Source organism: Mycolicibacter minnesotensis (assembly GCF_010731755.1).
Classification (GTDB): Bacteria; Actinomycetota; Actinomycetes; order Mycobacteriales; family Mycobacteriaceae; genus Mycobacterium; species Mycobacterium minnesotense.
The window spans coordinates 3180751-3205065 of the sequence record NZ_AP022589.1 but is presented as its reverse complement, the minus strand read 5'-3'; the positions used below and the strand labels follow the sequence as shown (position 1 = coordinate 3205065).

Sequence of the window (24315 nt, the reverse complement as noted above, 5' to 3'; positions counted from 1 at the left end):
TTTCAGTTAATGTTCATTAACTGATGCCAGAGAATACCATTCTTGAGCAGCCCTGTCAGCCGCCGCCCAATTGCTCGATTGCCTGCTGACGCATCTCGTCCTTGCGGAACCTTGCCGGTGACCGTCATCGGAAACTCGGTCACGACCCGCACGTACCGCGGAACCTTGAAGTGCGCAAGACGGCCGGTGCAGAACTCCCGCAACCGCTCGACGGTCAGTGGCGGCGCCCCGTCGCGCATCATCACCACCGCCATCAGCTCCTCGCCGTAGGTTTCGTCGGGCACGCCGATGACCTGGGCGTCGCGGATGTCGGGATGGGTGTAGAGGAATTCCTCGATCTCGCGCGGATAGATGTTCTCCCCGCCGCGGATCACCATGTCCTTGAACCGCCCGGTGATGCGCACATAGCCGTCGGCGTCCATCACGGCCAGATCGCCGGTGTGCATCCAGCCGCCCGGGTCGATGGCCGCCGAGGTTTTGTCCGGTTCGTTCCAGTACCCGGTCATCACCGAATAGCCGCGGGTGCACAGCTCGCCGACCTGCCCGCGCGGCACCGTCGCACCGGTGCCCGGGTCGGTCAGCTTGATCTCCAGGTGCGGGCAGACCTGCCCGACGGTCTCGACTCGCTGCACCAGCGAGTCCTCACCGCGGGTCTGGGTCGACACCGGGGAGGTCTCGGTCATGCCGTAGCAGATCGCGATCCCGGCCATGTGCATGTCGCCGATAACTCGTCGCATCACCTCGGCCGGGCACGGCGATCCCGCCATGATCCCGGTGCGCAGGCCGGTGAGGTCGTAGTCGGCGAAGTCGGGCAGGCCGAGCTCGGCAATGAACATGGTCGGCACTCCATAGAGGCTGGTGCAGGCCTCATCCTGTACGGCCCGCAGCGTGGCCACCGGATCGAAGCCGGGACCCGGCAAGACGATGGCCGCGCCGTGACTGGTCGCCGCCAGGCTCCCCATCACCAGACCGAAGCAGTGATAGAGCGGCACGGGAAGGCAGATCCGATCCGCTTCGGTGTAGCCGAGCAGCTCGCCGACCAGGTAGCCGTTGTTGAGGATGTTGCGATGACTCAGCGTCGTACCCTTGGGGTAACCCGTTGTGCCCGAGGTGTATTAAATATTGATCGGATCCTGGGCATGCAGTGTCGCGGCCACCTGTGTCAGTGCGGTCGCATCGATCGGCGTGCCGACCAGCTCCTGCCACCGGGGACCGCCGAGGACCAGCACCTCGCGCAGATCCGGGCATTCGGGGGCCACCTCCCCCAACATGCCGACATAGTCAGCGGTCTTGAAACGCGATGCCGAGATGACCATCGAGACACCGGACAGCTTGAGCGCATAGGCCAATTCGTGGGAGCGGTACGCGGGGTTGACGTTGACCAGAACCGCGCCGATCTCGGCGGTGGCGTACTGGGTCACCACCCATTCGGCACAGTTGGGCGCCCAGATGCCCACCCGATCGCCCGTGCTGATTCCGGCGCGCAGGAGACCGGTTGCCAGTCGGCGCACGTCGGCTAAGAGCTCGGCATAACTCCACCGCCGGCCCGACCGAACGTCAACCAACGCATCGCGATCGGGGAACGCACCTGCGATCGCGGCGAGATTGGCGCCGATCGTCGTCTCCAACAAGGCGGGCTGGGCCCCGCCGCGGGCATAGGACAAGTCGTCGCGTGCCGCGGGTACCGCAGTTGCCATCGGGCCTCCACCGGTGTCACCCGAAGCCGGATGCGTTTCGAGGCGACGGGTGTTACGTTAGTGGCCATTAACTGAGATGTCCACGATGGAGCGGAGGCGTGATGGCGGCGTCCATCTCGGCCGATTCTGGCTTATCGGCCCAATGGCTCAAGTTCCGGCGGGATCTGGAGAACGTCCCGCGGAGACCTACCCAGCCCGAGGAACGAGATTCACGGGCAGAGCTCTTGGCGCGCCACCTGCACCACCGGGACGCCGAGCATATCAGCGGCGGCAAGAACTGTTCCCGCAGCCGAGCCTGTCGCACAGATCGTGTGACCGGCATCGACTATCGCTGACGCGGGTGTGGTCCATGTCGGGAAGACCCCCTTCGTAGCCAGAGCGGCCATGAAGCTGTCGTCACTAGCGTGTGCCATTGGGGCGGCGCCCAGTGCCGCTACTACCGCAGCTACCAGCGTCAGAATACGGAACATCGTTGTTCTCCCATGCTGCTCTGTTGATGTAGCGTCCGAGCATAACCCGTTGCGCCCGCGGCGTCTTGGCGAACGAGATCCCGCCGACGGGCTGTGCGAAAGACCGTATCGAGCTAGCTGTCTAGTTCAAGATCGAAATCATCCCGACCTACGGGGATGCTTGAATTGCAGCGAACCCTGAGGAACCACGGAAGTCCCTGAGGGTCTTGGCTTTTGTGGCGGATCGCCCGCTGATGACTTTGAGATCCATCGCGACCGGACAGCCGCGATATATAGGCAGCTCCATGCATCGGTAGCGACAAGAATTGCCCCTGGGGAGCCGAAGCTCGCCAGGGGCAATTCTCAGTGGAGAGTATCTGGGCACAGCTCACGTTGAGCTGCGTTGATCACCATCGGAATGACTTGATCAACCGTCGCCCCGAACGGAGAAACTTGCAAGCGTTCAGGCCGCATGCAACCTCGGATCCAGGGGTCATAGCCATGATCCCGATGTTGATCCCGTGATCTCGAAGATACTGCTGGTAGCTACCCGCGTCAGCTTGCGCTACTGGGGACACGCCCACAGCCACCGTAGCAAGCGCTGCCGCCAATTTAAGAGTACGGAACATCGTTGTTCATCTATGAGGTTGCGCCTTGGTACCACCCGAGCATAACCCCGTGTCGAGTAGTCCCGCTGAGTTCCACCCAGGAACAACACTTCCGCAAGAACCCCGGGCCAATCCACTAGTCGCATCAATTGCTTTCAACCTTTTGAGTACCGTGATCATCGTTGGACATCCGCTCATGCAGGGTCTAGCGCTTTCGGTCCCCAAACCGCCGCGTCCTACGTTCGCTGCCGGGGAGGTGAACCCTCGTCCGTCAGAAACCCAGCAAGAGCCTGGCCAGTACACCGAGCAATCCCTCCCAGTGGCTGCAACCGCTCACCTGGCCTCCTTTAACTCTTGCACCTCCAACTCCAACTCCGCTATGCGGCACTCACGTTCGTCCCGATCGACGTTGAAGCATTCGGCTGCGTCCAGCGCTACATGTAGCCTCCGGTGCAGGTCCGCAAAGCAACCGTGGATCGCGGTGACGAATGCCGCGTCGTCCTCGGTAAGGCCTTCAGCTACCCGGATCGCGCGCTTGTCTTGGTCAATGGCGTCTACCGAGAACCGCCTATCGGTATCCAAATCCTGGTGCTCGACAATCGACCAGAACATGTTCTCCGCGCCTGTGGTCGTCGACCATCCTTGGTACAGCACGTCGAAAAATTCTTCATCATCCATTCGGTCAATACCCTTTCCCTTGCAGCCCTTCTCGAGTCGGATGACTACGAGCCCGAGCCAAACTTGGTGTCATCAATCACTGCGTTTCGACCAATACCCTCAGTCTTGAGAGCGCCCATCTGGCGCGACACTTCACCGGCCTGCGCCAGGGATAGGCGAACGCCTTCCGCCCTTGGAGAAAATGTTCACTACCGCAGCACGAAGCAGTGGCACAAACTCAGTCACCGGACGTCTTGGTGCGCGTCAGCTAGATCCGAGAAGAATTGAGACATCGAGTCCCAAACCCGGCGGTGCTTACCCCAGACGACCTCGATCTCATCCCACTCCGAGGTGATCGTGTACTCGGAGCAGCCCGACCAGCACCCGTACACAGTGAAACTGGGCTTGCCTGGGATGCTGGTCCACGGGTCATTTTCGAAGTAGTGCCGAAGGGCTTCCACCAGAAGCGGATCGGTTTCGGTATAGGTGACCTTCTTATCCAGGCTGCTGCCCATGGGAGAGTATCCATCGGCTCCGGGAAACTGCTCACTCTTGTAGTTTTCCTTTGCGTACATCGCCAAGCCCTCTCTTTTGATATCTGTCTAGTTCGGGCCAGTGGTCAACGCCGTAGCGCGAGCCCGACGAACGCTTCCCAACCTCAGGATTCAGTGCCGATAGGCACCAGCCCCATCCGCTTCGCAATAGTCACGCCAGCTACGCCACCATCTCTCCAGATTCTTCTGCCGGCGGCGGCACCAACAACTCGTCGTGGATCGGCAAGTGCGAACCTGGTGCGATCCGGGAGCCCACCAGGTCCGCCACTACCGAATCGCCGCGCGTAGCGTTCCTGCACTCGATCATGTTGCTCCTATCTTTCCCCGCGAAAGTCTTTGACTAGCTGAGACAATGACCGACGATCGGCCGGCTCCTCGTACATGTTCTTCAGAAGACGCTGGCCCATAAGCCACAATCCGAAGTCCTGCAGCAGCTCATCCAGTTGTTCCCGAAGGCCTTCGTGATCCATGTCCGTTTCGCTGCTCATACGACCTCCTTGTGGTAGATACCTCGCACGATTCGGGATACGGTTGCAGGGTTGACGCCGAACAAGTCTGCGATATTCCGGTTCGACTCACCGGATAGCTTCATGTCGCGAATGGCCCGAACATCGTTGGGTCGTAGTTTTTTCCGGTTCCATCGGCAGCTTTCGTCGATGTTGGCACCTTGCTGTTCCTCAAGCCGCTGCCCGTAGCGGCTCCACTCGCCCATGAGCTTGGCGATGGCGTTAGCGAACTCCTGGGGCGTGACCTCAAACATCCGCATTCTCCTCGTACGGGGAGACCACGTAGTAGGCAACGAAGTCCCAGTTGAAGTTCATGTACGTCCCGGGGTCCCCAGAGACGATCAGCGAGTTCGCTTCGTCATGGATGACATCGCCATGAGCGATTATCTTTCTGCCGTCACGCAAGACGACCGTGATTGTCTGGTGCATGATTCCCCTCTCACCTGGAAGGGGACCGGGAGAACCGGACCCCATTGGCGGTATCTGTCTAGTTGCCTACTTGCCGTCTTGAACTTGGCCTTGCATTCGTTGTCCGGGCCGCCGCCGTTGCTAAGGAACCCCGGTAGAGACATCGCCTAGGAGCCTGCTGTTCGTGCCAGCGATCTGCTCGCATGCGTCCGGGTACAGCCCGAGGATTCAGGCGATCCCGGCGCATGTTCCCGCCGATCTGTTCATGGAGCACATTCTTCGAGCACGCGATCAACTGGGCTCTCCGCACGAGATACCACCGCCACGGGCACTCTCCAGAATGTTGTCGATGTTGTTGAGCCCTGTGACCAGATCGACGTAAGGATCGTCCCAGCTCACGACCACACCTCAGGTTCGGTTGCGTTGTCCCGCATATGGGCTGGCGCAGGCAAGTAGTCGGCATCCCACGACCCTTTTGACTCCCACCGAGACCGCTCGCAAGACAATGGCTTACGGGTTCCTACGCCGACGTCTCGCTCGGCAAACCGTCGCTTGTTTGACTTGTTCATCTCGGCCACCAAGGAGGTGACCCCGTTCTTGAGGGCATCCTTCCCCGCGGTCTCAGCAGGGATCTTGAATTCCGCGTAGCGAGAGACGATGGCATCGACGTACTGGGGCGTCCGCCTGTGAAGTGCCTCCAGGGCCTCCAGCAAGTCATGGACGGTATCCATCCAGAAGTCGAACTCCTCGACTAGAACTCCGGCAGTCAGAACATTTCGGACCTCGCTGACCGAGTACCGATACGACCCCTTGAACAAGTCGTAGTCGGCGCGCTCCTGGCTGGCGAGTTGATGCCCGATCCCAACAATGGCCCGGTACTGCGCGTCCGGGGCCATCGCGAGGATCTTTTTGACAGAGCCGTTGGTCTTCAGCAAGCGCTCGTAGATCATCTGGTAGACCTCGTCGCGGTCTACCACGGTGGGCCACTGGAACGCGACGGATCGGGCGGCCTTCCTGATCTTCGAATCCAGCAGAGTAATTTTGGTATCTGTCAAGGTTCAGTCCTCGCAATATCCGCAGCCGTATTCGCAATCAACGTCCCGCTTGTCAGCGTTCAACATCAGCGCTTCTTCGCCAGTGTGGGCGGTGGGCGTCATTCAGCATCCCCTTCGTAGATGTAGTCATGAACCTGTTCCGGGTCGATGCACCCGGACCATCCGATCTCGTGAGTCTCGGCGCTATCGCCGAGTCTGGGCTCTCTCATCTCATCCTTTCGAGCAGGTCTCGCTTCCCTATGTTGATCACAACTGAGCTACTGTCTTCGTTTGCGGAACAAAGGATTGCCTTTGCATTCGGGGCTATGCGGATTCGGCTAGCCGCACCGCAGCTCGTTGGTCTCGCACGGACGGAGGCCTCGCAGTAGCCTCGGAACGATCCTCACGGGTTGGGGTGGATCTCCATCGCCTAACACAGCTCGCCGGCGCGAACGAGGAGCTCGTCGATTGGATGCTTGCTTCGACGGAGCCCACGGCGCCGGTTGCTTATCGACCAGGTCGCCCAGGATGTGCTGGTAGGTCAAGTTCGGACGAGCCGCCGGCTTCGACTCAGTAGCGATGGACACGACTTACTCTCTGATGGCGAACCGGCGGAGCCGGGTTATTTTCCTGACATCCCTAATTCGGTATCTGTCCAGTGTTGGGCGAATGCGCTCTGCATGAGCTCGGAATTGGGTCCGTAAAAGGCCTCTGAGTTCCACACGTCCGCGTACAGGAAAGCCCCGACCATTTCGGTCCTGAAGTTCGCGCCCTTGGCCACCTCAGTTACCTTTTCGCGCACCCACCGCGCCGTTGCCCCAGTCTCAATCAGGTCATCGACGAAGAGCCACCGTTCCCCTAGGCGCCCCTCGACCGGGAGATTCGAGTGACTGCTGTCGTTGGGCTTCCGTACGACTAGGTACCACTTCTCCAGCTGGCGAGCCAGCTCCGTGACCGCGATAGCCCCGGATAGACCGGTACCAACCAAGGTGTCGTAGTCGACCGCGGCCAACTGGCGCCTGGCGTGTTCCAACAGCCTCTCCGGCTCGTGGACCGAACCCATGTAGTGGGTCCTGAAATCCAGCGTCCGCGGCCCTCGGTCGAACTTCGTCTTCCCCGAGGAAGAGACCAGCGTTAGTAGTACGTCCTGGTTAACCGCTCTTTGGGGCACGCTCCGGCCGGACATACTGAACGCGCGCGAGAGAGAAGGTGCAGCCAAAATTTTGGTCATACCGCGGATCCCGGTGGTAGCAACCTCCTGGACACAGTCTTGAAAGAAGTACTCGATCGTTGTTTCACCGTGGGTGTTCCCTTCCGCCACACGACGACGTAGTCCCGATTTTCTTTGCGCACAATGCCTTTCCGATCTTGTGCAGTAGCGGGTTACTGAAGAGGCCTGTCTGCGGCATCTGCCGACCCTCTAGGTGATCAGGTCCAGATTTCGGGTTTCCCGCCCTGCAGCGGATTTCCGCATCGGGCGACACCTCGGCCGCTCTCCGAGAACGTGTCATCTCGCAACTCGGTACGCATGATCGGCACCAGCTCCAAGACACATCTCACCCCCCACTCGGCGGGATCGAGGCACCCTTAAAGAGACGCGCCTTCTCGGTGTCGTGCCCTGCCCGCAACAGACACAACCCCGCCTCAGCCGATGAACTCCGCTCCGCGCCAGAACACTTCAAACATCCGGTGGCAGATAGACCGAATTGCTCTTCATCTCGAAACTAGGCATTGGCGGGCATATTGGGGCGCCTTCAATCCAAGTCCGGCCACGAATCCGTCCGGGTACGTCAGCCACCGCAGCACCGGTTGATATCCATCGACCTTTAGCTCGCCCCTAAGCAATCCTCCAGATCAAGGCATGCATGCTGCGACGGACGCCTCATCGTTCAGGACCCTTCGGCCCGGCAGATGATCAACAGCCGTTCAGGGGCGGAGTTCCTGTCGTCCGCCTCGTCAAGATGGGTCGCGGCAGATAACGTAGGGAACGCGGCGGCAGTTCCTCGTAGGCGCTGACCGTAGGCTTCGCCGGTCTTCCGCTGACGCAACTCCGCAAGGCGTGTTTGGCGGCCTCCCGATCCGTCTCGTACCGTGATCGTTCCAGCCCCGCGCCACCCGCAAGGCGGAGTCCCTTGCACTAACCAAAGCGCGGCGCTGCCACATCCTTTCTGTTCCAACGAGGAAATACGCTAAATGACAACACATGAATTGCTGTGTTGCCACTCCCGCTTCCGCAATCTCATTTTGGTATCTGTCATGCCGTTTCTGCCATTCTTGCCAATAAATGGCATGATCTAACCGCCTTGCCGAACAGCATCCGAGAGTCTTCTACGGTCTCGCTGACCAGGGTCGAGACGCTGTGGGCTCCTAGGAGATCCCGGACGGGGCGATACACCGGGTCGGTGTCACGCACGACGGGGCTGCGGTAGACCCAAAGGACGATCCCCTCGCCAGCCGTTACCGCCTCGACGAAGAGTAGCCCGGGCCGGAAAATGGATAATACGGTCTCTGAACATTCCTTGGTCAAGCTCTCTATCCCTAGGGTATTTCTGGAGGGAACCGCCAGATCATTCTGGCTTCCTCAGTGAGATTGGTGTATTCATTGACTCTGATCAGAAGATCCGCGTCAGATGCTCGACGGGTCCGATATGCCCAACCGCCGTAACGGCTTACGCCGTCGATAGGCCCGATATTGGGGTCGAACTCCAGGACCTCGTTCTCCATACGCTTGTAGAACGACCGCAGGCGCTTCAGCTTGTCCGTAGGCATTCCCTTACCGCCCGTGACCATGTATTCTGCATGGTCACGTAGTCGACGAAACGGATGCGTCTGGCCCATGGCTCGCGGGACATCAAACGGCCACGCGTCCATCACGATCTCCCGCGGGGTCCGGTGACCGCCATATCTCGTCTTGTGCCAGGACACTGCCTGCCTCGACTTCCCGAACATCTCAGCGATTTGGGACTGGTTAAACCCCTTGCCCTTAAGGTCTTCGATGATCGAAAGGGAGAGCTGCTGTTGCTCCATCTCCTATTACCGCCTCGTATTGCATTGAGTGACTATCTACGGTAGCTGTAAAGTTATGAATAATCAACTGCCGGCCTTCCTCGGTTTACCTGTCTGGGGGGTTAAAACTTTGTTAATTGAAACGTAACGCCGGTCACAGTGCAAGCCTTTCTGTGACGACACCATCCCCCCCAGCTCCGCCCCGAAGCCGATCCCCATCCACCGTCAGGCTAGGCAGGAGTTGCCTATGCCTTCAACCCCGGCGCAGCGCCGGGCCTGGCGGCGATGCCATAGCCCCTTCCCCTCTTTCCCCCTCCACGCGCTCAGTTTCGTCACTGTGACGACCCCTTGGCTAGACCCCGGGTGGTATCTGTTAGGCACCTAGCGATTAGCGGATGGGCAGCCCCTCCGTTGATCGCTAGGACCAACCACGCCGACGTTCACTCAGCTGGAGACTTCAACGCGGAGGAGCAATCGCGAGCTCCAGCCGATCAGACGAGACCCGCCCGCGCAGCCACCGGTACTCAGCCGAACAACCGGTGGAGTCCGGCAGCCAAGCCAACATCTTCAATCCCAGCGCCACCGGCTGCGGCGAGCGCCGGCAATCCCGGCCCCGCGGGCGGGCTTGGCGGACGTCTCCCGGCTCCCAAGCCCCGTTGGGATCCATTCGCCAGCCGCGCGGAGATGTACCTGTCGAAACATTATCGGTCGCCAGGGGGGCCGGAATGCCGTGAATGCGCCCCTGCCCCCGCGGTGCAAATCCAAAGCGTTCGAATGATTCTCGAAGGCGCGTAGGTGAGGAAAGGTCACTATCGACCCAACCGAATCAGTACTCGTCAAGCTCATGTCGGTAGCCGAAAGCGAAGTAGTCCACTATTTGCAACTCTCGGCTGGCGCACCCCAATCGATGTAGCCGTACTCACAACTCGGCGAGCTCGCCCCCTCAAACCTTCAGTGACGTCTTCGCGCCTGGTTTCGACCGGGTCCCGGAAGATCACCGCGGCCGCTGGCGTGAAGCAGCGACGACATCATCGCCCAGCATTTCAGCCACCTGAGTCCCAGCATTGCCCCGCACCGTTCGCCCTGTCTACATCTATGCGCGAGCAGCGACGGGAATCGACCCGAGCACGGAACTCAATCCGCCGGAACGCCTATCGTTCGCGCTGCCCTGCTTCACCGTGGTCCATCGGGGCACTCTCTGTGCTACCTCAGCCGATGGCGGCCTGTAGTTGTGGTGTCCCATTGACCATCTGAGCCGACCAGCCGTTTCTCAGGCATAGCGGGCATAGGTCGCTGGGGGCGATGCCCCGCGCTAAGCGGGTGGAGCCCGCTTGGGATTCTTGGCCACGTGAGCTTTCATGACGCTGAGATTAGCACCTTTCCGGTATCTGTCCAGTTGACGTGAATTAGCTGGTCAGGCATTGATTTCCTGGTATCTGTCTAGTCATATTGCCTGTTCTGGACGTTTCCAGGCGACGCCGAGAGTTAATCTGTGACTTTTCTAAGAAGCTGCCTGACGTTGGCGCTGCCCGGTTTCGGGTTCCGTGCAGCCACCGATGCAGTGTCGCGATCCCCCGGCGACAGCGTCAGGATTCACTCGGCGGAGAACATCACCATCTGTGATGTGCATCACAGAGTCGGCGACTTCCTGGCCAATAGCAAAAAGTGGAACCTACTACAGGATGAAGGGGCACTGGAGGGAGAACCTCCAAGGGTGGCAAGGGCGCACCCCTCCTAATACCCAGCGCCACAGGCCAGAAAAGCTGTCTTTCTATCGCTGACTTTGCACAGTTGGAAGCCATCGAAGCCTGCCACCGTGTAGTCAGCCCCTTCCAAGCGGCTGCCTGGTCGGAAACACCGGTTCCCTCCGAAAGCTGTTCTCAGCACTGGCACTGCAGCAACCTTGCATTTCGCCACTGGGGAGAGGACCACCCGGGCGTAGTGGCCGGCGTCGTACTCGAAGTCCACGAAGCGGCAAGGAGGGCCCAGAGACCTCGTCCCCAAACGGTCGGACCTACGGGGTCCCGGCCCGACAAACGACGGCATCCCGTCGACAAGGCCGAGGGCAGTGGGAGGCCTCGCCGGTCTGGATCTCCCAATCCGTATCTGTCGCCGTCGCTCCCTAGGACTCGACGACGATCGCGTACGAGAAGAGGCGCTTCGAACCCAGCCACCTGCCGGCGGGTACGCAAAGAAGTCTCGCCCGCTCAAGTGCAGTGAGAACTCCGAGTTCTCATTCAGATGACAACCCCGCCGGCGCTCCCCGACGGCGGCAGGCGCCGCGTGCGGATCGAGTTCGAGCACAACTCGGATTCCGAAACAGGTCATGTTGGAAGCCATTTATCTGGTCCGCGCACGACTGTCAATGGGATAGCCCAGGCCCCCGGGAGGAGGCTGCAGCGCGCCTCGCCGCTCCCTCTCTGGGCTGCCTTACCAACCACGAAAGGAACCGAATGTCGGTAATTGGTGTTGAACTCGACGGGGATCAGCTCGTCCTGACTCGTCGCCGCGACTTCAAATGGACGTTCGAGAACGTCACGCAGGACGACAACCAGGACCCCATACCCTTCCCCCCTGGGGACCTGTTCTTTGAACTAGAGACCGGCGGGCAGCACAATGCCCTGCAGGAGGTCCGGGTCGAAGCCGCCGACGGCGGTACCTACAAGCTCGGTGTCTTCGACGAGATGACCGGGCCGATCGATTACTACGACGCCACGGAGAACCCCCGTGGGATGGCCGGTGACATCACCACTGCGCTCGAGGCCTTGCTGACGGTTGGCGCAGGAAACGTCAAGGTGCACCCCGCGAAGCTGTATCCGGTCTGGGAAATCAAACTGAAACTGGACACCGGACACAACGAGATTCAGCTCATCCAGTTCACCGGGAACGTCACCGGCGGCCACTTCAAGCTGTCGTATGGCTTAGCCTTCACCGACAAAATCGCCTACGGGTCAAGCGCCGAAGTGGTCAAGCAGAAGCTAGAAGCGCTGGCGGGTATCGGTACGGGAAACGTCAAGGTCGACAAGATCTCTGACGGCTACCAGGTCGAATTCATCAATACCAAGGCCCAAACTGACGTCCAACAGCTCATCGGCTACTCCGTGGGGTACTTCTTGGACTTCTTCCTGACCGGCACCAACTGGCCTGGGATCAAGACCTCAACCCTGGTGCCTGGCTCCGCGAAGTTCAACGAGAAGACCGTGAACGTCCTGAACAAGACGGTCAACGATTTCTTCAACAGCTTCGAGGAACTCCTCGGAGTCGATCTCGACTACGAGGTGCACGACAACCTCAACACGACAATCAAGGCGACCTCGCTGCGGTCATTCGTTGAGTCCGATCTGATCACGTTCGCGCTTGACGTCACCGGAAGCGCCATCGAGGGCTTCTTGAACTCGGTGTCCGCTCTGGTGGGCTTGTTCGACACCATCCAGGTCAACTTCTACTGGAACCACATCTACCAGGTGGAGTTCATCGGCGACTTGGCAGAAACTCCAGTCCCCAAGATGACCACCGACACCAGCCTGCTCACCGGTGACACCAACGAGCAAAAGGTCGAGGTCGACGTCCTGAAGCCGGGACGCCAACCGCTGACGGTGTGGCAGTTCGACATTGATGGAACAGAAGCCAGCCTCAAGATCGAATCCGATGAGGCGGACAAGATCGTCGACCGCACCGACTGGCAGCTCGTCTTCCTACCCGATGGCGAGGCCAAGGGCGGTGATCCCATCGCGCTCGGGAGAGTGCGCGTGCAGGGAGAGCGCTGATGTTGCTCAACGGACGTCCCACCGACGGTAGGCCGGCACAGTCGTACATCGGTGCCCCAGAAGGGTCGCTGGTCGGAACCTCAACGCGACCGATCGGCCATCTGTTGCCACTGCCTGGCAAGACCGGACCTCGCGGCCAGGAAGGGCCCGCCGGCCCCCAGGGGCCCACGGGGCCCCAGGGAGAGACTGGACCTCAGGGCCTCCGCGGCGAAACTGGAGAACGCGGTCCTGAAGGCCAACGCGGTGAAAAAGGCGACGGCCTGCGTATCGACGAGGTCGTAGCTAGTTACGCTTTGCTGCCAACCAATCTCACTGGAGCCGACGCCGGATTCACTGCGTTTAACCAGGACGACGGGTCGTTGTATCTCTGGAGCGGCACGGCTTGGCCTACCGAGGGACAGGGAGCCGTGATCCAAGGAGCCGAAGGGGAACCCGGAGAACCTGGGCCTGCCGGCACGGACGGCGCACCCGGATCACCTGGAACACCTGGGGCACCCGGAAGCCCAGGCGCCGATGGTGAAGACGGTGAAGACGGCAAGTCTGCTTACGAGGTCGCGGTCGACAACGGATTCATCGGAGATGAAACGGACTGGCTTGCCTCGTTGAAGGGCCCCAAGGGCGACACCGGCTCGGGTGGAGGCGGCGCCTCGTCCTACCCGATCATCACCTCGGTGGATTACACGGCGGAAGTTGGTGACGTCGTCTTCTGTCTTGGAGACGACGTCACGATCACGATCCCAGCCGCCGCAGAGCACGGAGAAGCGATCGAGATCGTCATCCCCGGGAACGGGTTGGCAGGAACAGTTGATGTCGCCTACTTCGACATCTTGGTGCGCGACGATGTGGTCCGTGAGTTGGCCCCGTCCAAGCGGGCGATCCTGCAGTACTTGGACGAGATCGATATCGGGCCCGGCCCTGTCTCCGGGTGGACGTTCGTAAGTCATTCCATCGACGACGTCGAACCATCCCCGTAACCCGACAAAGTCCCTGGGCAAGGACTAAAACTGCCTACACGTGCTCGTAGCTCAACTGGGTAGAGCAGCGGTCTCTAGAGCCGCCGGTTCCAGGTTCGACTCCTGGCGAGTACGCACACCATCCCGCCTCTGTGAGGCCAGCCCAGTTACTGCGAGAGGAGATACATGCCGACGCGGCACGATGTCGAAAACGCAAAAAACCTTGTCCGGGAACGGATCGGCGCACCATACGTCTACGGCGGGATGTTCGATCCTTACAACCTTCGACAGGGAACGGACTGCTCCGGGGTGTGGAATGACGTTCTTGCTACCGCCCTGGGTCGTCTCATCTGGGGACGAGAGGCCGAAGGCAACACCACCGAGGCCTACCGGTACATCCCAATCGGCGGTGTCGGCCCGTTCGGGACGATCCGAGTCGGATCTCCCAAGGACATCCCGGCTGACGCCGCGGCCAAGATCGCGTTCCACCACGAGGGGTCAGGTGGAGCGGCCTCGCACATGTGGGGCGAGCTAGACGGCATGCGAATCGAATCCGCGGGCAGCAAGGGCCTGGTGACCGGCCAGGCCGCTTGGCCCATCGACCACGCCTATGCGACCGCCTGGGCCTACCTACCGGGTCCCATCAGCGAGGGACGCAGCGCGGCTGACGTTCTCGCCACCGCAGCCGGTATCTCGGTATCGAGCGCTCAGGCGATCCTCCCGACGATGCAAGCAAGTCTCGCCGCTGCGAACTGCAATTCGCCGCTACGTATCGCCATGTTTGTCGCACAGCTCGGCCACGAATCGGACTCGTTCCGGGTTACCGAGGAGTACGGCAACGGCGATACCAGCACAGATCGATGGAAGTACAAGGGCCGCACCTGGATCCAAATCACCTGGAAAGAGAACTATGCCCGGTTCGGGTCGTGGTGTTACGACCGTGGGCTTGTTCCAACCCGGAGCTGCTTCGTAGACAACCCCACTCAGCTGGCCGACATGAGGTGGGCAGGCATTGGCGCTGCCTGGTACTGGACTGTCGAGCGCCCGGACATCAACGCACTGTCGGACGCGCGGAACGTGACCGCGGTGACGTACCGGATCAACGGCGGCGACAACAACCTCGCCGACCGGGTCAGCCGCTACAACCGTGCTCTTGCCGTAGGCGATGAGCTTCTAGCCCTGATCCAAGATGACGAAGAGGACAGTTTCATGGCAGCACTGACTGAAGCCCAGCAGAAGGAACTGCTGGATAACACCCGCTGGCTGCGAAATCAGCTCGGCCCTAACCTGTGGGGACCCGAGTCGTCCTTCGGGAAGAACGCCCAGGGAGAAGAGCTGACACAGCGGGACGGCATCGCGGAGCTCAAGCGTGGTGTCGAGGCACTGGCGGATCGGATCGACGAGTTCGTCTACCGCTCTCGTACGGACATCACCGTGGACTCCAAGTGAGCGAACGCCTACTCGGCCCGATGTTTCGCGGAACCGGAGGAGTCGAAGGTGAGGACTACGTTAGCCTTGTTTGCCAAGCAGTTTCGGAACTGGTCGAAGAGGTTCACCCTGAGTTCCCGGCAACCATGGGAGGACTCCCGGTTGGGACCGCTGGCAGTCCTAGCGACCCGTCGATGCAGCGCGCTGTCTCAACCGCTTTCGAAGACGCAAAGCGGATCTTCCTGGCCCGCCACGCTCTGAATCCGAACATCGGGGTGGTCATCGGCGGGTACTCGGCGGGCGCGGTTGCCGCCGCACTGTTCCGTCAGTGGCTGCTGGAAAGCTACGCGGAGAACTACTGCTGCAGCTTCAGCATCGGTGACCCCACCCGTCCATCGAAGGGCGCCTTCTTCGCCGGTGCGCCCGCTCCAGGGCACGGGATCTCGACTTGGCGATATGGCGACGTCGCCGACTGGCGTCACTGCTGGCTGAGCCAGAAGGGCGACATGTACACCTCGGTCCCCGAGGGCGACACTGGCCTGATCCTCGGGGACTTCTACGACATCATCTCCCGGCTTCAGCTCAGCGACCCGCTGGGCACATTCGGGGCGATCCTGGAGAAGCTACCGAACATTCTGACCCACCTCGGCATCCTAGGCGAGGGGCGGAACGAGACCTCAGCTCCGCTGAACAACCTGTTGGACCTGATAACCAAGGCCTTGTTCCAGAGCCCGAAGCAACAACAGGATCTCCTCGGCGGCCTGCTCAGCGGAAACCCTGACGCCTGGGCCAGCATTGGCCTGGGCAACCCGAAACCGCTGATCTTCCACTCGCTGACGGGTCTCCTGGACGGAGAGCCAGACTATCTCGCCGCCGGGATCAACGCAGCAATCGTGGCGACCAAGTTCGCGGCCGCCGGAACAACACCGCATACCAGCTACGAAAGCACCGAAGTCTGGCCGGGACAGACCTACCTGGGACTGGCGGCTCAGCACGTGCGCGACTGGGCATCACGCTTCAATCAAGCTTGACAAATACCACATGTTGATTTAACGGGAACGAAGACCAGTCCCCCACTCCAGCAAGGCATCTGCACTCGAACAACCAAGACATAGAGACCGACCGGGTCAGATTCGCTCGCGCCGGTCCGCTAAAGCACGAAGGAGAACGCCACATGGCACTCGACAACGACGAGAATACAGAGGCGGTCGGATATATCTTCACCGCGCCGCCTGGTACGCCTGCGCCGACCTTGGCAGAGCTGAATGCTCTTGACCTGGAGACCTTCTCTGACCTGAATCCGGCATGGGATCAAGTAGGCCACACGTCCCAGGACAACCTTCCCACGTTCGCATTCGGCGGTGGAGAAGCCCAGACCAAGACCACCTGGCAGCAGAAGCGACTCCGAAAGGTCGCACCCGGAGATCCAGTTGCGGCCTCTGTGGCCCTCATCCTGGAGGACTTCAACCTCCGGACCTTGGAGCTCTACTACGGCAAGAATTCCGCGAACCCGGCAACCGAGCCCGGCGTGTTCGGCGTCGGCGGCAACTTCGATCCGGTAAAACGCGCAGTGCTGCTCATTATCGTGGAAGGCGACATTCGCGTCGGGTTCTACGCCGCGAAAGCCACCGTCGAGCGCGACAACGCCATCAACCTTCCCGTAAATGTAGTCAGCGGATTCCCGATTAGGGCGACCTTCCTGGACTACCCAGGCAAGCGCCTCTACGACTGGATCTCCGCTGAGTTGGTCACCGCCGACGAGGGAGATCCCACTCCGGACCTTCCTTGATCCAGCACCTGGCGGATATCGGCTGCAGCCCCGGCTGCAACGCCCCCGCTCGCCCATTCGGGTCCAATCAGTTTCAGGGACAAGCTAAAGCACCAGATCGACCAGATCGATACGCCAGGGCCCCAAGGTCCAGCTGGCGCCCAGCGTCAAGGTCAACTCCGTCGACGAGACACTGGCAGCAAAGCAGCGTGTCGACAACAAAAGAGCCCGTCAGTACAACAGGAGGTAGTGTATGGAAACCGTCGTTGAGCTCGAAGGGGTCGACGGCGAGTGGTTCACCCTCGCCGGTCCCCGTGCAGGCGACCGGGGGGTGTACCTAGGTACCGGGGTCACAGGTCTGTATGACCCCTCAGTGAACGTGGTCTACGAGGAGCTGGGAAATTACCCTGGCGCTCGTTACTTGAACCACCGGATTCTTCGGCGAGACATCGCCTTCAGCGTCGACATCCTTCACGACGGCGGAGCTTCCAGCTCCTGGTTGTCGCGGGATGCAGAGTGGCGCAAGGCATGGGCTTTCGATCGTGACTGCAAGCTGCACGTCACCACCAACGAATCCGGCACCCGGTACCTCAAGTGTCGGCTGGGCAAGGCCCCCGACATCTCGCTGTTCACCGATCCAAAGAAGAACACCGCCAACCGTGCTGACATGACGGTTATCGCAGGCGACCCGTTCTGGTACGAAAAGGACGTCGTCTACTCGGTTGAGACGAGGACCGACACGCGGTTCACGCCGGCGTTCATCGGCGGCACCTGGTCTTGGGCCAACCAGCCCAAAGAGACGTTGTATATCACGGTCGATCCCTCGGATGCCAGGGGCGGATTGAACCCGACCGACCAGTACATCTTCCCGAAATGGACTGTGCCGGCGTCCGCCGAGCCGATCCCGGGAATTGACTTCAACGGAATCGGGCATTTCGACATCCCCTGGGAGAAAGCACCGTTCACTCAGTTCGTGATCCCGGACTACTCGTTCGAGGATCCCGAGCAGGAGAACAGGCGCCTGCGTACGCCGGCTCTGATCAACGGCGAGGACTGTGTCATCGACACCGACCCGCGGGAAGAGCAGTTCTCGGCCGCTAACGGCGCGCCGATCTGGTCGCGGATGAACGGTGTTCGATTCCGCAACGCGATCCCGCCGTACACTCGCTCGAAGACCTTCGAGATAACCGTAAGCGGCTGCGCCCCTGGCCAGGTCATCACCTTGAGGCTGCCTCGCCCGTGGTCGCGTCCGTGGGGTATGGAATGAGCGGGCTAGCGACTGTCGAGGCGTCGGACGACCTCTGGAACCTGCTCCAGGACCGCAGGGCCGAGCGAGAGCGGACGCGGCTAGCCGCTCCAACGGTTCGACTGTGGGACGGAGACTACCGGCTGCGTGGTGAGGTTGCCACCTGGCGATCCCTCGCCTACGAATTCATCGAGAACGACACCGGCACAGCAACGCTGAGATTGCCACTGTCGCACCACCTAGCCAAGTGGGTGTTGGACTTCAAGGGCCGCGAGAAGCGGAACGTCCACGTCACCATCGAAAAGCATGGCTCTCGGTGGTCGGGATTCATGGACTACTACAAGGTAGTGAAAACCGAAGGCGGCGACAACTACCTGGAGATCGCTTTCCTGAACGACTACGAGCAGGCCAAGCATATCTACGTTTGGTGTAACCCGTTCTTGAGGCCGGAGCTGCAGTTCCCGAAGCTGTGGACCATCTTCGGTCCTGCAAAATGGTGTTGCTTGGTAACCCTTTTCGTCAACATTCTTCGACTCGAGTCGTCGATCTGGACGCTGCCTGATGATCCTACGGACATCAATGAGTGGATGGGGCTCTCGTTCAACGCAGCCAACTGGCGGAACATCGTCAAGCCGTTCGACATCTTGTCGGATAACTCGAACACTGAGGTGGTGTTCTCCCGGTTCCGGTCATGGCACGACACTGTCCAGCAGATCCTGCAGGATGCTCAGCTCACGGTCGTCTGTCGTCGTTACCTCAAAGGCGAAGACCGACACCCGTTCTCGGACCTCTGGAAGAACCTGGATCCCAGTGTCGCTAGCACCATCGAGGATCTGATCCCGCTACGGCACGGCTGCCTGGTATGGGACATCGTGGACAACTCCGGCTGGGGCACCGAAACCGCATTCGGCGGATCGCTACTGACTGGTCTCGTTCGGTCTGTAGTGAACATCGCGTCCGACGGCTACACCGAAGGCGTCGATATTTTCATGGGGGATCCGACCTTCCCCGACGAGTACTACCAGCCCGGGTTCCTGGGAACCTCACCGAAGGCCCCTTGGGTCGTCTTCGAAGAGGGCCCTTTGACCGGTATCAAGCAGTCGGAGTTCGTCTACCACGAAGCGACGGACACCTCGTTCTTGACTGGCGGCATGAGTATGCCTGGTGTCAACGAAGCCATCAGCGCCGGAGTGAACATGGCCGGGGATCTCTTGTCCTCGTACATCAGCACGCAAATAGCCGCTCTTCCGGGCGTGGCGGCGGCGGGTGGTGCTATCGACTTCCCGTCGCTAGGCGGGTCGATGGACGCCGTGGCAAAGCTCTTCTACGAGGATGTCTTCCTGGCGTTCATGGAGATTCCAACGCTGCGTGCCATTGGCACCAAATTGCCTCTGCCTGGCCTGGAGGACAAGGTCACCGGTCTCGGCGACTTCCACCTCTTCGAGGGTTGGGCTGACGGTGCAGATCGCGCTTTCACGATCTCGGCGATGGTTGCGCTTCGGGCGAAGATCTACGCGACCCGCGCCCACACATCGCACACACTCAAGGTCGCCGATGCGTCACCGTACATCATCGGTGAGCCTGGTTACGGGCACTTCTGGCTTGGGAACCGGGTCGGCACAACGGTGCTCGGGTTCCCCGACCCTCATCTTGTGTTCGTAGAACGGGTCCACAAGATCCGGTACGAGTGGGATGAGAACGGCTCCAATGGCTGGGATATCACTATCGGACGGCGGGAGCCGAAAGATCTGGCGGTGCAGGTAGAGGAATGGTTCCGTGAACTCACCGGCCTAGGGCCAACGGGAACTTTCTAGCGAGAGGAAGAAATGAGCAAGAGCGGTATTCCCTCGCAAGGGGACCACAATCCGGAGGACCCCGAGGAGCATTTCGTTTGGGCCCTGCGCTCTATGCCGATGTTCGCCGGAGTGGGCGCCGTCACCCACCCAGGAATTCTGCGCGGGTGGTCAAAGCACCTGTGGGAGTGCGGATTCGCGCACCGGGATTATCTCTCCGGGCTAGCTGATGCTGACGGGACTATTCCCGTCAGTCGGCTCCCCGAGCAGGCGATCCGGTTCCAGCCGGCGTTCAGGGGGCCTCAACACGGCTACAACAATGCGGCCACATGGGTGGCAACAGACACACCAGAGCCACAGCCCGTTCGGATCCCCAACATTCGGGAGCTCACCATCCAGGAACAGCACGCGCTGCTCTACCAGTTCCAAGAGCTGGGGATGGTCCCCGCCGACCCTGCTGGGCCGGCTACGGGCGAGCTACACGACGAAAGGGCTCAGACATGAGCGAAGGCCAAAACCCTGTGCCCGCGCCGCTACTGGGTCTGGATGAGGGAGGCACCGGCGACGTACTGCGGACGCTGTCCAACGTGGCACTGGTCCGCGCCGTTGCCGTGGCATCACTTGCACTGGCTGGCTCCGTACTGGGGCGAGAGATCGGCTCCGAGTGGCTTGACCCACTCATCAACGTCTACTCGTTGACCGTGGTCCCTTCCCTCGGCTGGTACCTCTACCGCAAGAACAAGTGAGTTCGCTCCTGGAGTGGGCCGGGGTCGCCGCAGGCAGCGGCGTCCTCGGCTCCCTCATCACGAAGGTATTCGACTGGAAACTGAAGACCAAAGAAGCCTCAGCGGCGATACCTAGGCTCGACGCCGAGGCAGCTCAGATCGTCGCCAATACCGCGGTATCTCTGATGGCGCCCCTGCAGCACCAGGTCGCCGAATTGCAAAGCAGGGTTGAGGCCCTGGAGACCGAGTACGAGGCATCGCAGTCCCGCCTGGGGCTGGCCCTCAAACACATCCGGTCGCTCTATTCCTGGATCTACACCCACGCCCCAGACCACACGCCGCCGGCTCCCCCGAAGGAGCTGGAGCTGAACTACTAGGAGACAGATGACCAAGCCCCAACCGCCCTACCTCGAAAGTATTGAGAAGGCAGCCGGCCTAGGTGCTTACATCATCGGTGGAGGGGACCACGACTACGGGCAGTCTCTCACCGAGCAAGGCATCAACAGCATCATCAGGCCCCCCGGCATCAACGCGGCCAACCCGCTAGACACGCTGGCCCAGTACCTCAGACGCATACCGCTGGACGCACTCAAGACGTTCGCGTTGCTGTTTGACGAAGACATCCAAGACAACTTCGACAATGTCGTCGACGCCGTCGACGCGGTCATGAACTCGCTCATCCCGAAGGTGGGGAGTTCGTTCACGACGCTCGCAGTAACGCTGTTCAAGTTTGTGACCGGCGACGCTACGTGGGACGACGTCGTCGAAGCTTGGGGTGTTATCACCGACACGCTGGTCGACCTGAACATCGAATCGGGACGGTTCTGGGGCAACGTCGTCGCCATCCTCGTTTCCCCATGGGTGTCAGAGCCATTTGCCGAAGCACTGGCAGATCTGATTCTGGTGTACTTCAAGCGGACGCAGGATCGGGCCACCCAACAGGACTTGGAAGATGCACTGGACGCGTTGCTGGCTACGAACCCGGAATCGGACTTCTGGAAGTTCGCGCTAGGGTCGACGCGGTTCTTGCTTCGTGCTTCCAATCTCGTAGAAGTGTTCTTTGGAGTCCTGGCCGGTACCCCGGGTCAGACCCAGGCGAAGCTGGACACAGCCTGGGAATTGTTCCTGGAGACGTTGGATATTCCCACGCTCGACACCTCGAACTTCTTCCAAAACCTGTTGAACCAGTGGTTCCCAAAGATACCGCAGGGCAACATCTTCGGCCTACCGGATCTGGAGGAGACGTTGCGTCAGATCGGCGACATCTTCAACGACTTGGTCGTGGACCCGATCAACGACACCGTGCAGTGGATCCTCGACTGGTGGGACGCCCTGTGGAAGCCGGCGCAGGCAAATGCCGCGCAGGCGTCGAATGATACCGCCGCGCTGAAGAGCACGCTGTTCGGCGGGAATACCGTCGGATCGGTCATCGACATGGATGCGATCCCAGACGGGATCTTCCAGTCGAAGGTTGAAGGCCTGACCCAAGACTTGGACGACGCCATCATCGGCTCGGGGATCTCGGTGGGACGCACGGCGACGGCGTCCACCACCATCTCAGTCGGCCAAACCGGCACCTTCGGATTCAACCCCGGCTTCTTCAACGCTGTCCCGACCTGGAAGACGGGTGACCTCGCCTTCGGCGCTGTCACCATCGGCGGCACCGGGTTCAGTGCAGTACAGGTAGAGCGAGCTGGCTTCTATATGTGCGAGATGAGCCTGGATACCAGCGGGGACCAAGGCGGCCGGTTCGGCATCGGCGTAGCGGTGGGTGGGTACACGAACCTGTTCACCTCGACAGTCATGTCGGGGAATCCGTTCACCCCGATCTACCGCATGCAGGGCTCGGTAGCTGTGTACGTCCCAGCCAACGGGGTCATCTTGCCCGTGTTGTATGTCGTATCCAACTCGAACATCGCAGGAATTACGTTCAAGGGTGAGTCGACGGGTCTAGTGACCCGGTTCAGTGTCACCCGGACAGGAGGGCCACGTGACTGAGCTTCAGTTGGACTATGAGTTCGAGTGGGATGAGGAGACCGGAGAGCTGTTGACTCCGGTGGAAGAGACCGGAGAGGCCCCGCGACTGGGGCCTGCGCCACTGGACATCCCAAGCGAACTGAACGAACCGCCGTCTGACCCGGTCTCAGAAATGCGGGAGGAGATCGCATCTCTGCGGGAGGAACTGGCGTCGGTACGAGCCACCGCGATGAGTTTCACCAGCACAACCTAGCCGAAGAAGCCCCGTTGGGGTGTGCGTTGAGCACACTCCAACGGGGCTTCTTTGCGTTCCAGGGAACACGCACTCCCACGCTAAGCCGAGTTTGATGCGCACACGGGACATCGCCGGAGGGATACCGGTCAGTTCTGAAAACCACTAGGTGGTGTCGCAGTACACGGGTCTGCTGCATGAATAGGTGACATCTTGACCTGCCCTACCCGTTGGGTTCCAGCCGCGGTGGCTAACTGACGGCGGTGAAGGTGTCGTTGGTGAAGGATAGTTCGTACTCGATCGGGGTGCGGTAGCCCAGGGCTGAGTGGCGGCGTCGGCGGTTGTGGAAGATCTCGATGTAATCGAAGATCGCGTTGGCCAGCTCGACACGGGTCTTCCACTTCTGGCGGTCGAGTAGTTCGATCTGCATCGAGGACCAGAAGCTTTCCATCATGGCATTGTCCAATCCATCACCGATTGATCCGAACGACGGAACCAACCCTGCGGAGCGGATCTTCTCCCCGAAAACCCAAGAGGTGAACTGGGTTCCCGTAATCAGCATGGACGATGCCGCCGGGAGATGGCCGGCGGTTGCGGATGGCCATCTCCAACGCGTTGACCACGAGCGTGGCGTCTGCCTTCGAATCCATCGACCAGCCCACGATCCTGCGGCTAAACGCATCGAGAACAGCGCAGCAATACAGCCATCCTTCGCGGGTGCGATGTTGGGTGATATCGGTGACCCACAGCTGATTCGGGGCAAGCCGGTGAAACTTGCGGTTGACCAGATCATCGGCAGTGGCGACGCCTCGTAGCCGCTTGATTCGTACCGGTCCGGGTAGGCCGTAGATACCGGCCAAGGTCATCAGGACCGACGCGGTGCGCGGGCAGACCGTGATCCCCATGCCGAGGGTCAGCTCGGCATGAACACGGCGGTAGCCGTAGGTGGCGCGTGAGGCGACGTGGATCTCGCGGATCAGTCCGGTCAACCATTGCCGGCGCAACGCGGTGGCAGTAGTCGGCTTTCGTTTGTGCTTGTAGTAGTTCTGGCGTGCGATGCAAGGACTTTGCAGCAGCGGTCTACCGGAGCCCCGGCGTCGACCAGTCGGTCGATCACCGGGTAGATCCCTTTGGGCGGGGTTTGTCCTCCCCGAGGAACGTCGCGGCCTGGCGCACGATGGCCAACTCGGTTTCCAGCTCGCGGATTCGACGGCGAGCCGCGCGCAACTCGGTTGATTCGCTTGTTGGCACGCCAGGTCGTGCGCCGCGGTCGATGTCGTCCTGTTTGATCCACTTGGAAAGCGTGACGGGATGGATGCCTAGGTCGTCGGCGGCCTGCTTCTGCGGTATCCCTGCTCGGACCAGCGCGATCACGCGGGCAAGGAACTCGGCCGGATAGGGGCGTGGCATGACGGTCAGCCTTTCGTACTGGCCGTCACTTGGTCACCAAATCTGGAACCCAACCGGTGGGTCAGGTCACTTCACCTAACCGTGCAGCAGACCCGGC

At 60.7% G+C, this 24315-nt stretch carries 21 protein-coding genes and 2 pseudogenes; 12 read left to right on the top strand and 11 right to left on the bottom strand.

Annotation, left to right across the window (positions count from 1 at the left end):
• Positions 1 to 55: 55 nt before the first annotated feature.
• From G6N09_RS14840 to G6N09_RS14790, 10 genes and pseudogenes are all read right to left on the bottom strand, one after another.
• Positions 56 to 1697 (bottom strand): annotated as a pseudogene (locus G6N09_RS14840) (AMP-binding protein).
• A 1390-nt stretch (positions 1698 to 3087) separates the two neighbouring features.
• A complete protein-coding gene (locus G6N09_RS14830) occupies positions 3088 to 3432 on the bottom strand; it encodes a hypothetical protein (RefSeq protein ID WP_083022170.1) in 345 nt (114 codons plus the stop codon).
• A gap of 221 nt (positions 3433 to 3653) precedes the next feature.
• Entirely contained in the window at positions 3654 to 3992 is a 339-nt protein-coding gene (locus G6N09_RS14825) for a hypothetical protein (protein WP_133053060.1), read from the bottom strand.
• Between the two features lie 287 nt (positions 3993 to 4279).
• Positions 4280 to 4453, bottom strand: a complete 174-nt coding sequence (locus G6N09_RS14820) for a hypothetical protein (protein ID WP_163752821.1) — start codon at positions 4451 to 4453, stop codon at positions 4280 to 4282.
• Complete coding sequence (locus tag G6N09_RS14815; protein ID WP_197745882.1) at positions 4450 to 4725, bottom strand: helix-turn-helix domain-containing protein; 276 nt, start codon at positions 4723 to 4725, stop codon at positions 4450 to 4452. The genes G6N09_RS14820 and G6N09_RS14815 overlap by 4 nt, the downstream gene beginning before the upstream one ends.
• Complete coding sequence (locus G6N09_RS14810) at positions 4718 to 4900, bottom strand: hypothetical protein (protein WP_083022168.1); 183 nt, start codon at positions 4898 to 4900, stop codon at positions 4718 to 4720. The genes G6N09_RS14815 and G6N09_RS14810 overlap by 8 nt, the downstream gene beginning before the upstream one ends.
• A 374-nt stretch (positions 4901 to 5274) precedes the next feature.
• Positions 5275 to 5934: a hypothetical protein gene (locus G6N09_RS14805; RefSeq protein ID WP_083022167.1), complete on the bottom strand. Its 660-nt coding sequence runs from the start codon at positions 5932 to 5934 to the stop codon at positions 5275 to 5277.
• 601 nt (positions 5935 to 6535) lie between these two features.
• Positions 6536 to 7144: a phosphoribosyltransferase gene (locus G6N09_RS14800; RefSeq protein ID WP_133053059.1), complete on the bottom strand. Its 609-nt coding sequence runs from the start codon at positions 7142 to 7144 to the stop codon at positions 6536 to 6538.
• Between the two features lie 1023 nt (positions 7145 to 8167).
• Positions 8168 to 8308 carry a hypothetical protein gene (locus tag G6N09_RS20460; RefSeq protein WP_407662695.1) on the bottom strand — a complete coding sequence of 47 codons (141 nt, stop codon included), beginning with the start codon at positions 8306 to 8308 and terminating at the stop codon, positions 8168 to 8170.
• Between the two features lie 143 nt (positions 8309 to 8451).
• On the bottom strand, positions 8452 to 8940 hold the full coding sequence (locus tag G6N09_RS14790; RefSeq protein WP_083022165.1) for a hypothetical protein: 489 nt from the start codon (positions 8938 to 8940) through the stop codon (positions 8452 to 8454).
• 2432 nt (positions 8941 to 11372) lie between these two features.
• On the opposite strand from G6N09_RS14790, the gene G6N09_RS14785 reads away from it, so the two are divergent.
• The 12 genes from G6N09_RS14785 (at position 11373) to G6N09_RS14730 (ending at position 22829) form a co-directional block, all read left to right on the top strand.
• Entirely contained in the window at positions 11373 to 12686 is a 1314-nt protein-coding gene (locus G6N09_RS14785) for an LtfC-like domain-containing protein (protein WP_083022164.1), read from the top strand.
• A gap of 407 nt (positions 12687 to 13093) precedes the next feature.
• Positions 13094 to 13660, top strand: coding sequence for a collagen-like triple helix repeat-containing protein (locus G6N09_RS19745; protein WP_220096725.1), 567 nt, complete (start codon positions 13094 to 13096; stop codon positions 13658 to 13660).
• A 165-nt stretch (positions 13661 to 13825) separates the two neighbouring features.
• Positions 13826 to 15088 carry a glycoside hydrolase family 19 protein gene (locus G6N09_RS14775; RefSeq protein ID WP_133053058.1) on the top strand — a complete coding sequence of 421 codons (1263 nt, stop codon included), beginning with the start codon at positions 13826 to 13828 and terminating at the stop codon, positions 15086 to 15088.
• Between the two features lie 173 nt (positions 15089 to 15261).
• The gene (locus G6N09_RS14770) at positions 15262 to 16098 is read left to right on the top strand and encodes a hypothetical protein (protein WP_083022161.1); all 837 of its coding nucleotides are present in this window, start codon (positions 15262 to 15264) and stop codon (positions 16096 to 16098) included.
• Between the two features lie 143 nt (positions 16099 to 16241).
• Positions 16242 to 16856 (top strand): phage tail tube protein, encoded by a 615-nt coding sequence (locus G6N09_RS14765; RefSeq protein WP_083022160.1) that lies wholly within the window; start codon positions 16242 to 16244, stop codon positions 16854 to 16856.
• A 232-nt stretch (positions 16857 to 17088) separates the two neighbouring features.
• The gene (locus G6N09_RS14760; RefSeq protein ID WP_083022159.1) at positions 17089 to 18102 is read left to right on the top strand and encodes a phage tail family protein; all 1014 of its coding nucleotides are present in this window, start codon (positions 17089 to 17091) and stop codon (positions 18100 to 18102) included.
• Positions 18075 to 19895 (top strand): Gp37-like protein, encoded by a 1821-nt coding sequence (locus tag G6N09_RS14755; protein WP_308214846.1) that lies wholly within the window; start codon positions 18075 to 18077, stop codon positions 19893 to 19895. Before G6N09_RS14760 ends, G6N09_RS14755 begins: the two co-directional genes overlap by 28 nt.
• A 12-nt stretch (positions 19896 to 19907) precedes the next feature.
• On the top strand, positions 19908 to 20378 hold the full coding sequence (locus G6N09_RS14750) for a phage gene 29 protein family protein (protein WP_083022157.1): 471 nt from the start codon (positions 19908 to 19910) through the stop codon (positions 20376 to 20378).
• Positions 20375 to 20620, top strand: coding sequence for a hypothetical protein (locus G6N09_RS14745; RefSeq protein ID WP_083022156.1), 246 nt, complete (start codon positions 20375 to 20377; stop codon positions 20618 to 20620). Before G6N09_RS14750 ends, G6N09_RS14745 begins: the two co-directional genes overlap by 4 nt.
• Positions 20617 to 20976 (top strand): hypothetical protein, encoded by a 360-nt coding sequence (locus G6N09_RS14740; RefSeq protein WP_083022155.1) that lies wholly within the window; start codon positions 20617 to 20619, stop codon positions 20974 to 20976. Before G6N09_RS14745 ends, G6N09_RS14740 begins: the two co-directional genes overlap by 4 nt.
• A 7-nt stretch (positions 20977 to 20983) precedes the next feature.
• A complete protein-coding gene (locus tag G6N09_RS14735) occupies positions 20984 to 22597 on the top strand; it encodes a hypothetical protein (protein ID WP_083022154.1) in 1614 nt (537 codons plus the stop codon).
• Positions 22590 to 22829, top strand: a complete 240-nt coding sequence (locus tag G6N09_RS14730; protein ID WP_083022153.1) for a hypothetical protein — start codon at positions 22590 to 22592, stop codon at positions 22827 to 22829. The genes G6N09_RS14735 and G6N09_RS14730 overlap by 8 nt, the downstream gene beginning before the upstream one ends.
• Before the next feature lie 229 nt (positions 22830 to 23058).
• Here G6N09_RS14730 and G6N09_RS14725 read toward each other — a convergent pair.
• A pseudogene (locus G6N09_RS14725) lies at positions 23059 to 24218 on the bottom strand (IS3 family transposase).
• Between the last annotated feature and the right edge of the window lie 97 nt (positions 24219 to 24315).

What these genes read in the sequence shown, in the direction of transcription:
- G6N09_RS14830 (WP_083022170.1), bottom strand. Translation starts at nt 3,432, where the DNA reads ATGGATGATGAAGAATTTTTCGACGTGCTGTACCAAGGATGGTCGACG.
- G6N09_RS14820 (WP_163752821.1), bottom strand. Translation starts at nt 4,453, where the DNA reads ATGAGCAGCGAAACGGACATGGATCACGAAGGCCTTCGGGAACAACTG.
- G6N09_RS14815 (WP_197745882.1), bottom strand. Translation starts at nt 4,725, where the DNA reads ATGTTTGAGGTCACGCCCCAGGAGTTCGCTAACGCCATCGCCAAGCTC.
- G6N09_RS14810 (WP_083022168.1), bottom strand. Translation starts at nt 4,900, where the DNA reads ATGCACCAGACAATCACGGTCGTCTTGCGTGACGGCAGAAAGATAATC.
- G6N09_RS14800 (WP_133053059.1), bottom strand. Translation starts at nt 7,144, where the DNA reads ATGACCAAAATTTTGGCTGCACCTTCTCTCTCGCGCGCGTTCAGTATG.
- G6N09_RS14790 (WP_083022165.1), bottom strand. Translation starts at nt 8,940, where the DNA reads ATGGAGCAACAGCAGCTCTCCCTTTCGATCATCGAAGACCTTAAGGGC.
- G6N09_RS14785 (WP_083022164.1), top strand. Translation starts at nt 11,373, where the DNA reads ATGTCGGTAATTGGTGTTGAACTCGACGGGGATCAGCTCGTCCTGACT.
- G6N09_RS14775 (WP_133053058.1), top strand. Translation starts at nt 13,826, where the DNA reads ATGCCGACGCGGCACGATGTCGAAAACGCAAAAAACCTTGTCCGGGAA.
- G6N09_RS14770 (WP_083022161.1), top strand. Translation starts at nt 15,262, where the DNA reads ATGCAGCGCGCTGTCTCAACCGCTTTCGAAGACGCAAAGCGGATCTTC.
- G6N09_RS14765 (WP_083022160.1), top strand. Translation starts at nt 16,242, where the DNA reads ATGGCACTCGACAACGACGAGAATACAGAGGCGGTCGGATATATCTTC.
- G6N09_RS14760 (WP_083022159.1), top strand. Translation starts at nt 17,089, where the DNA reads ATGGAAACCGTCGTTGAGCTCGAAGGGGTCGACGGCGAGTGGTTCACC.
- G6N09_RS14750 (WP_083022157.1), top strand. Translation starts at nt 19,908, where the DNA reads ATGAGCAAGAGCGGTATTCCCTCGCAAGGGGACCACAATCCGGAGGAC.
- G6N09_RS14745 (WP_083022156.1), top strand. Translation starts at nt 20,375, where the DNA reads ATGAGCGAAGGCCAAAACCCTGTGCCCGCGCCGCTACTGGGTCTGGAT.
- G6N09_RS14735 (WP_083022154.1), top strand. Translation starts at nt 20,984, where the DNA reads ATGACCAAGCCCCAACCGCCCTACCTCGAAAGTATTGAGAAGGCAGCC.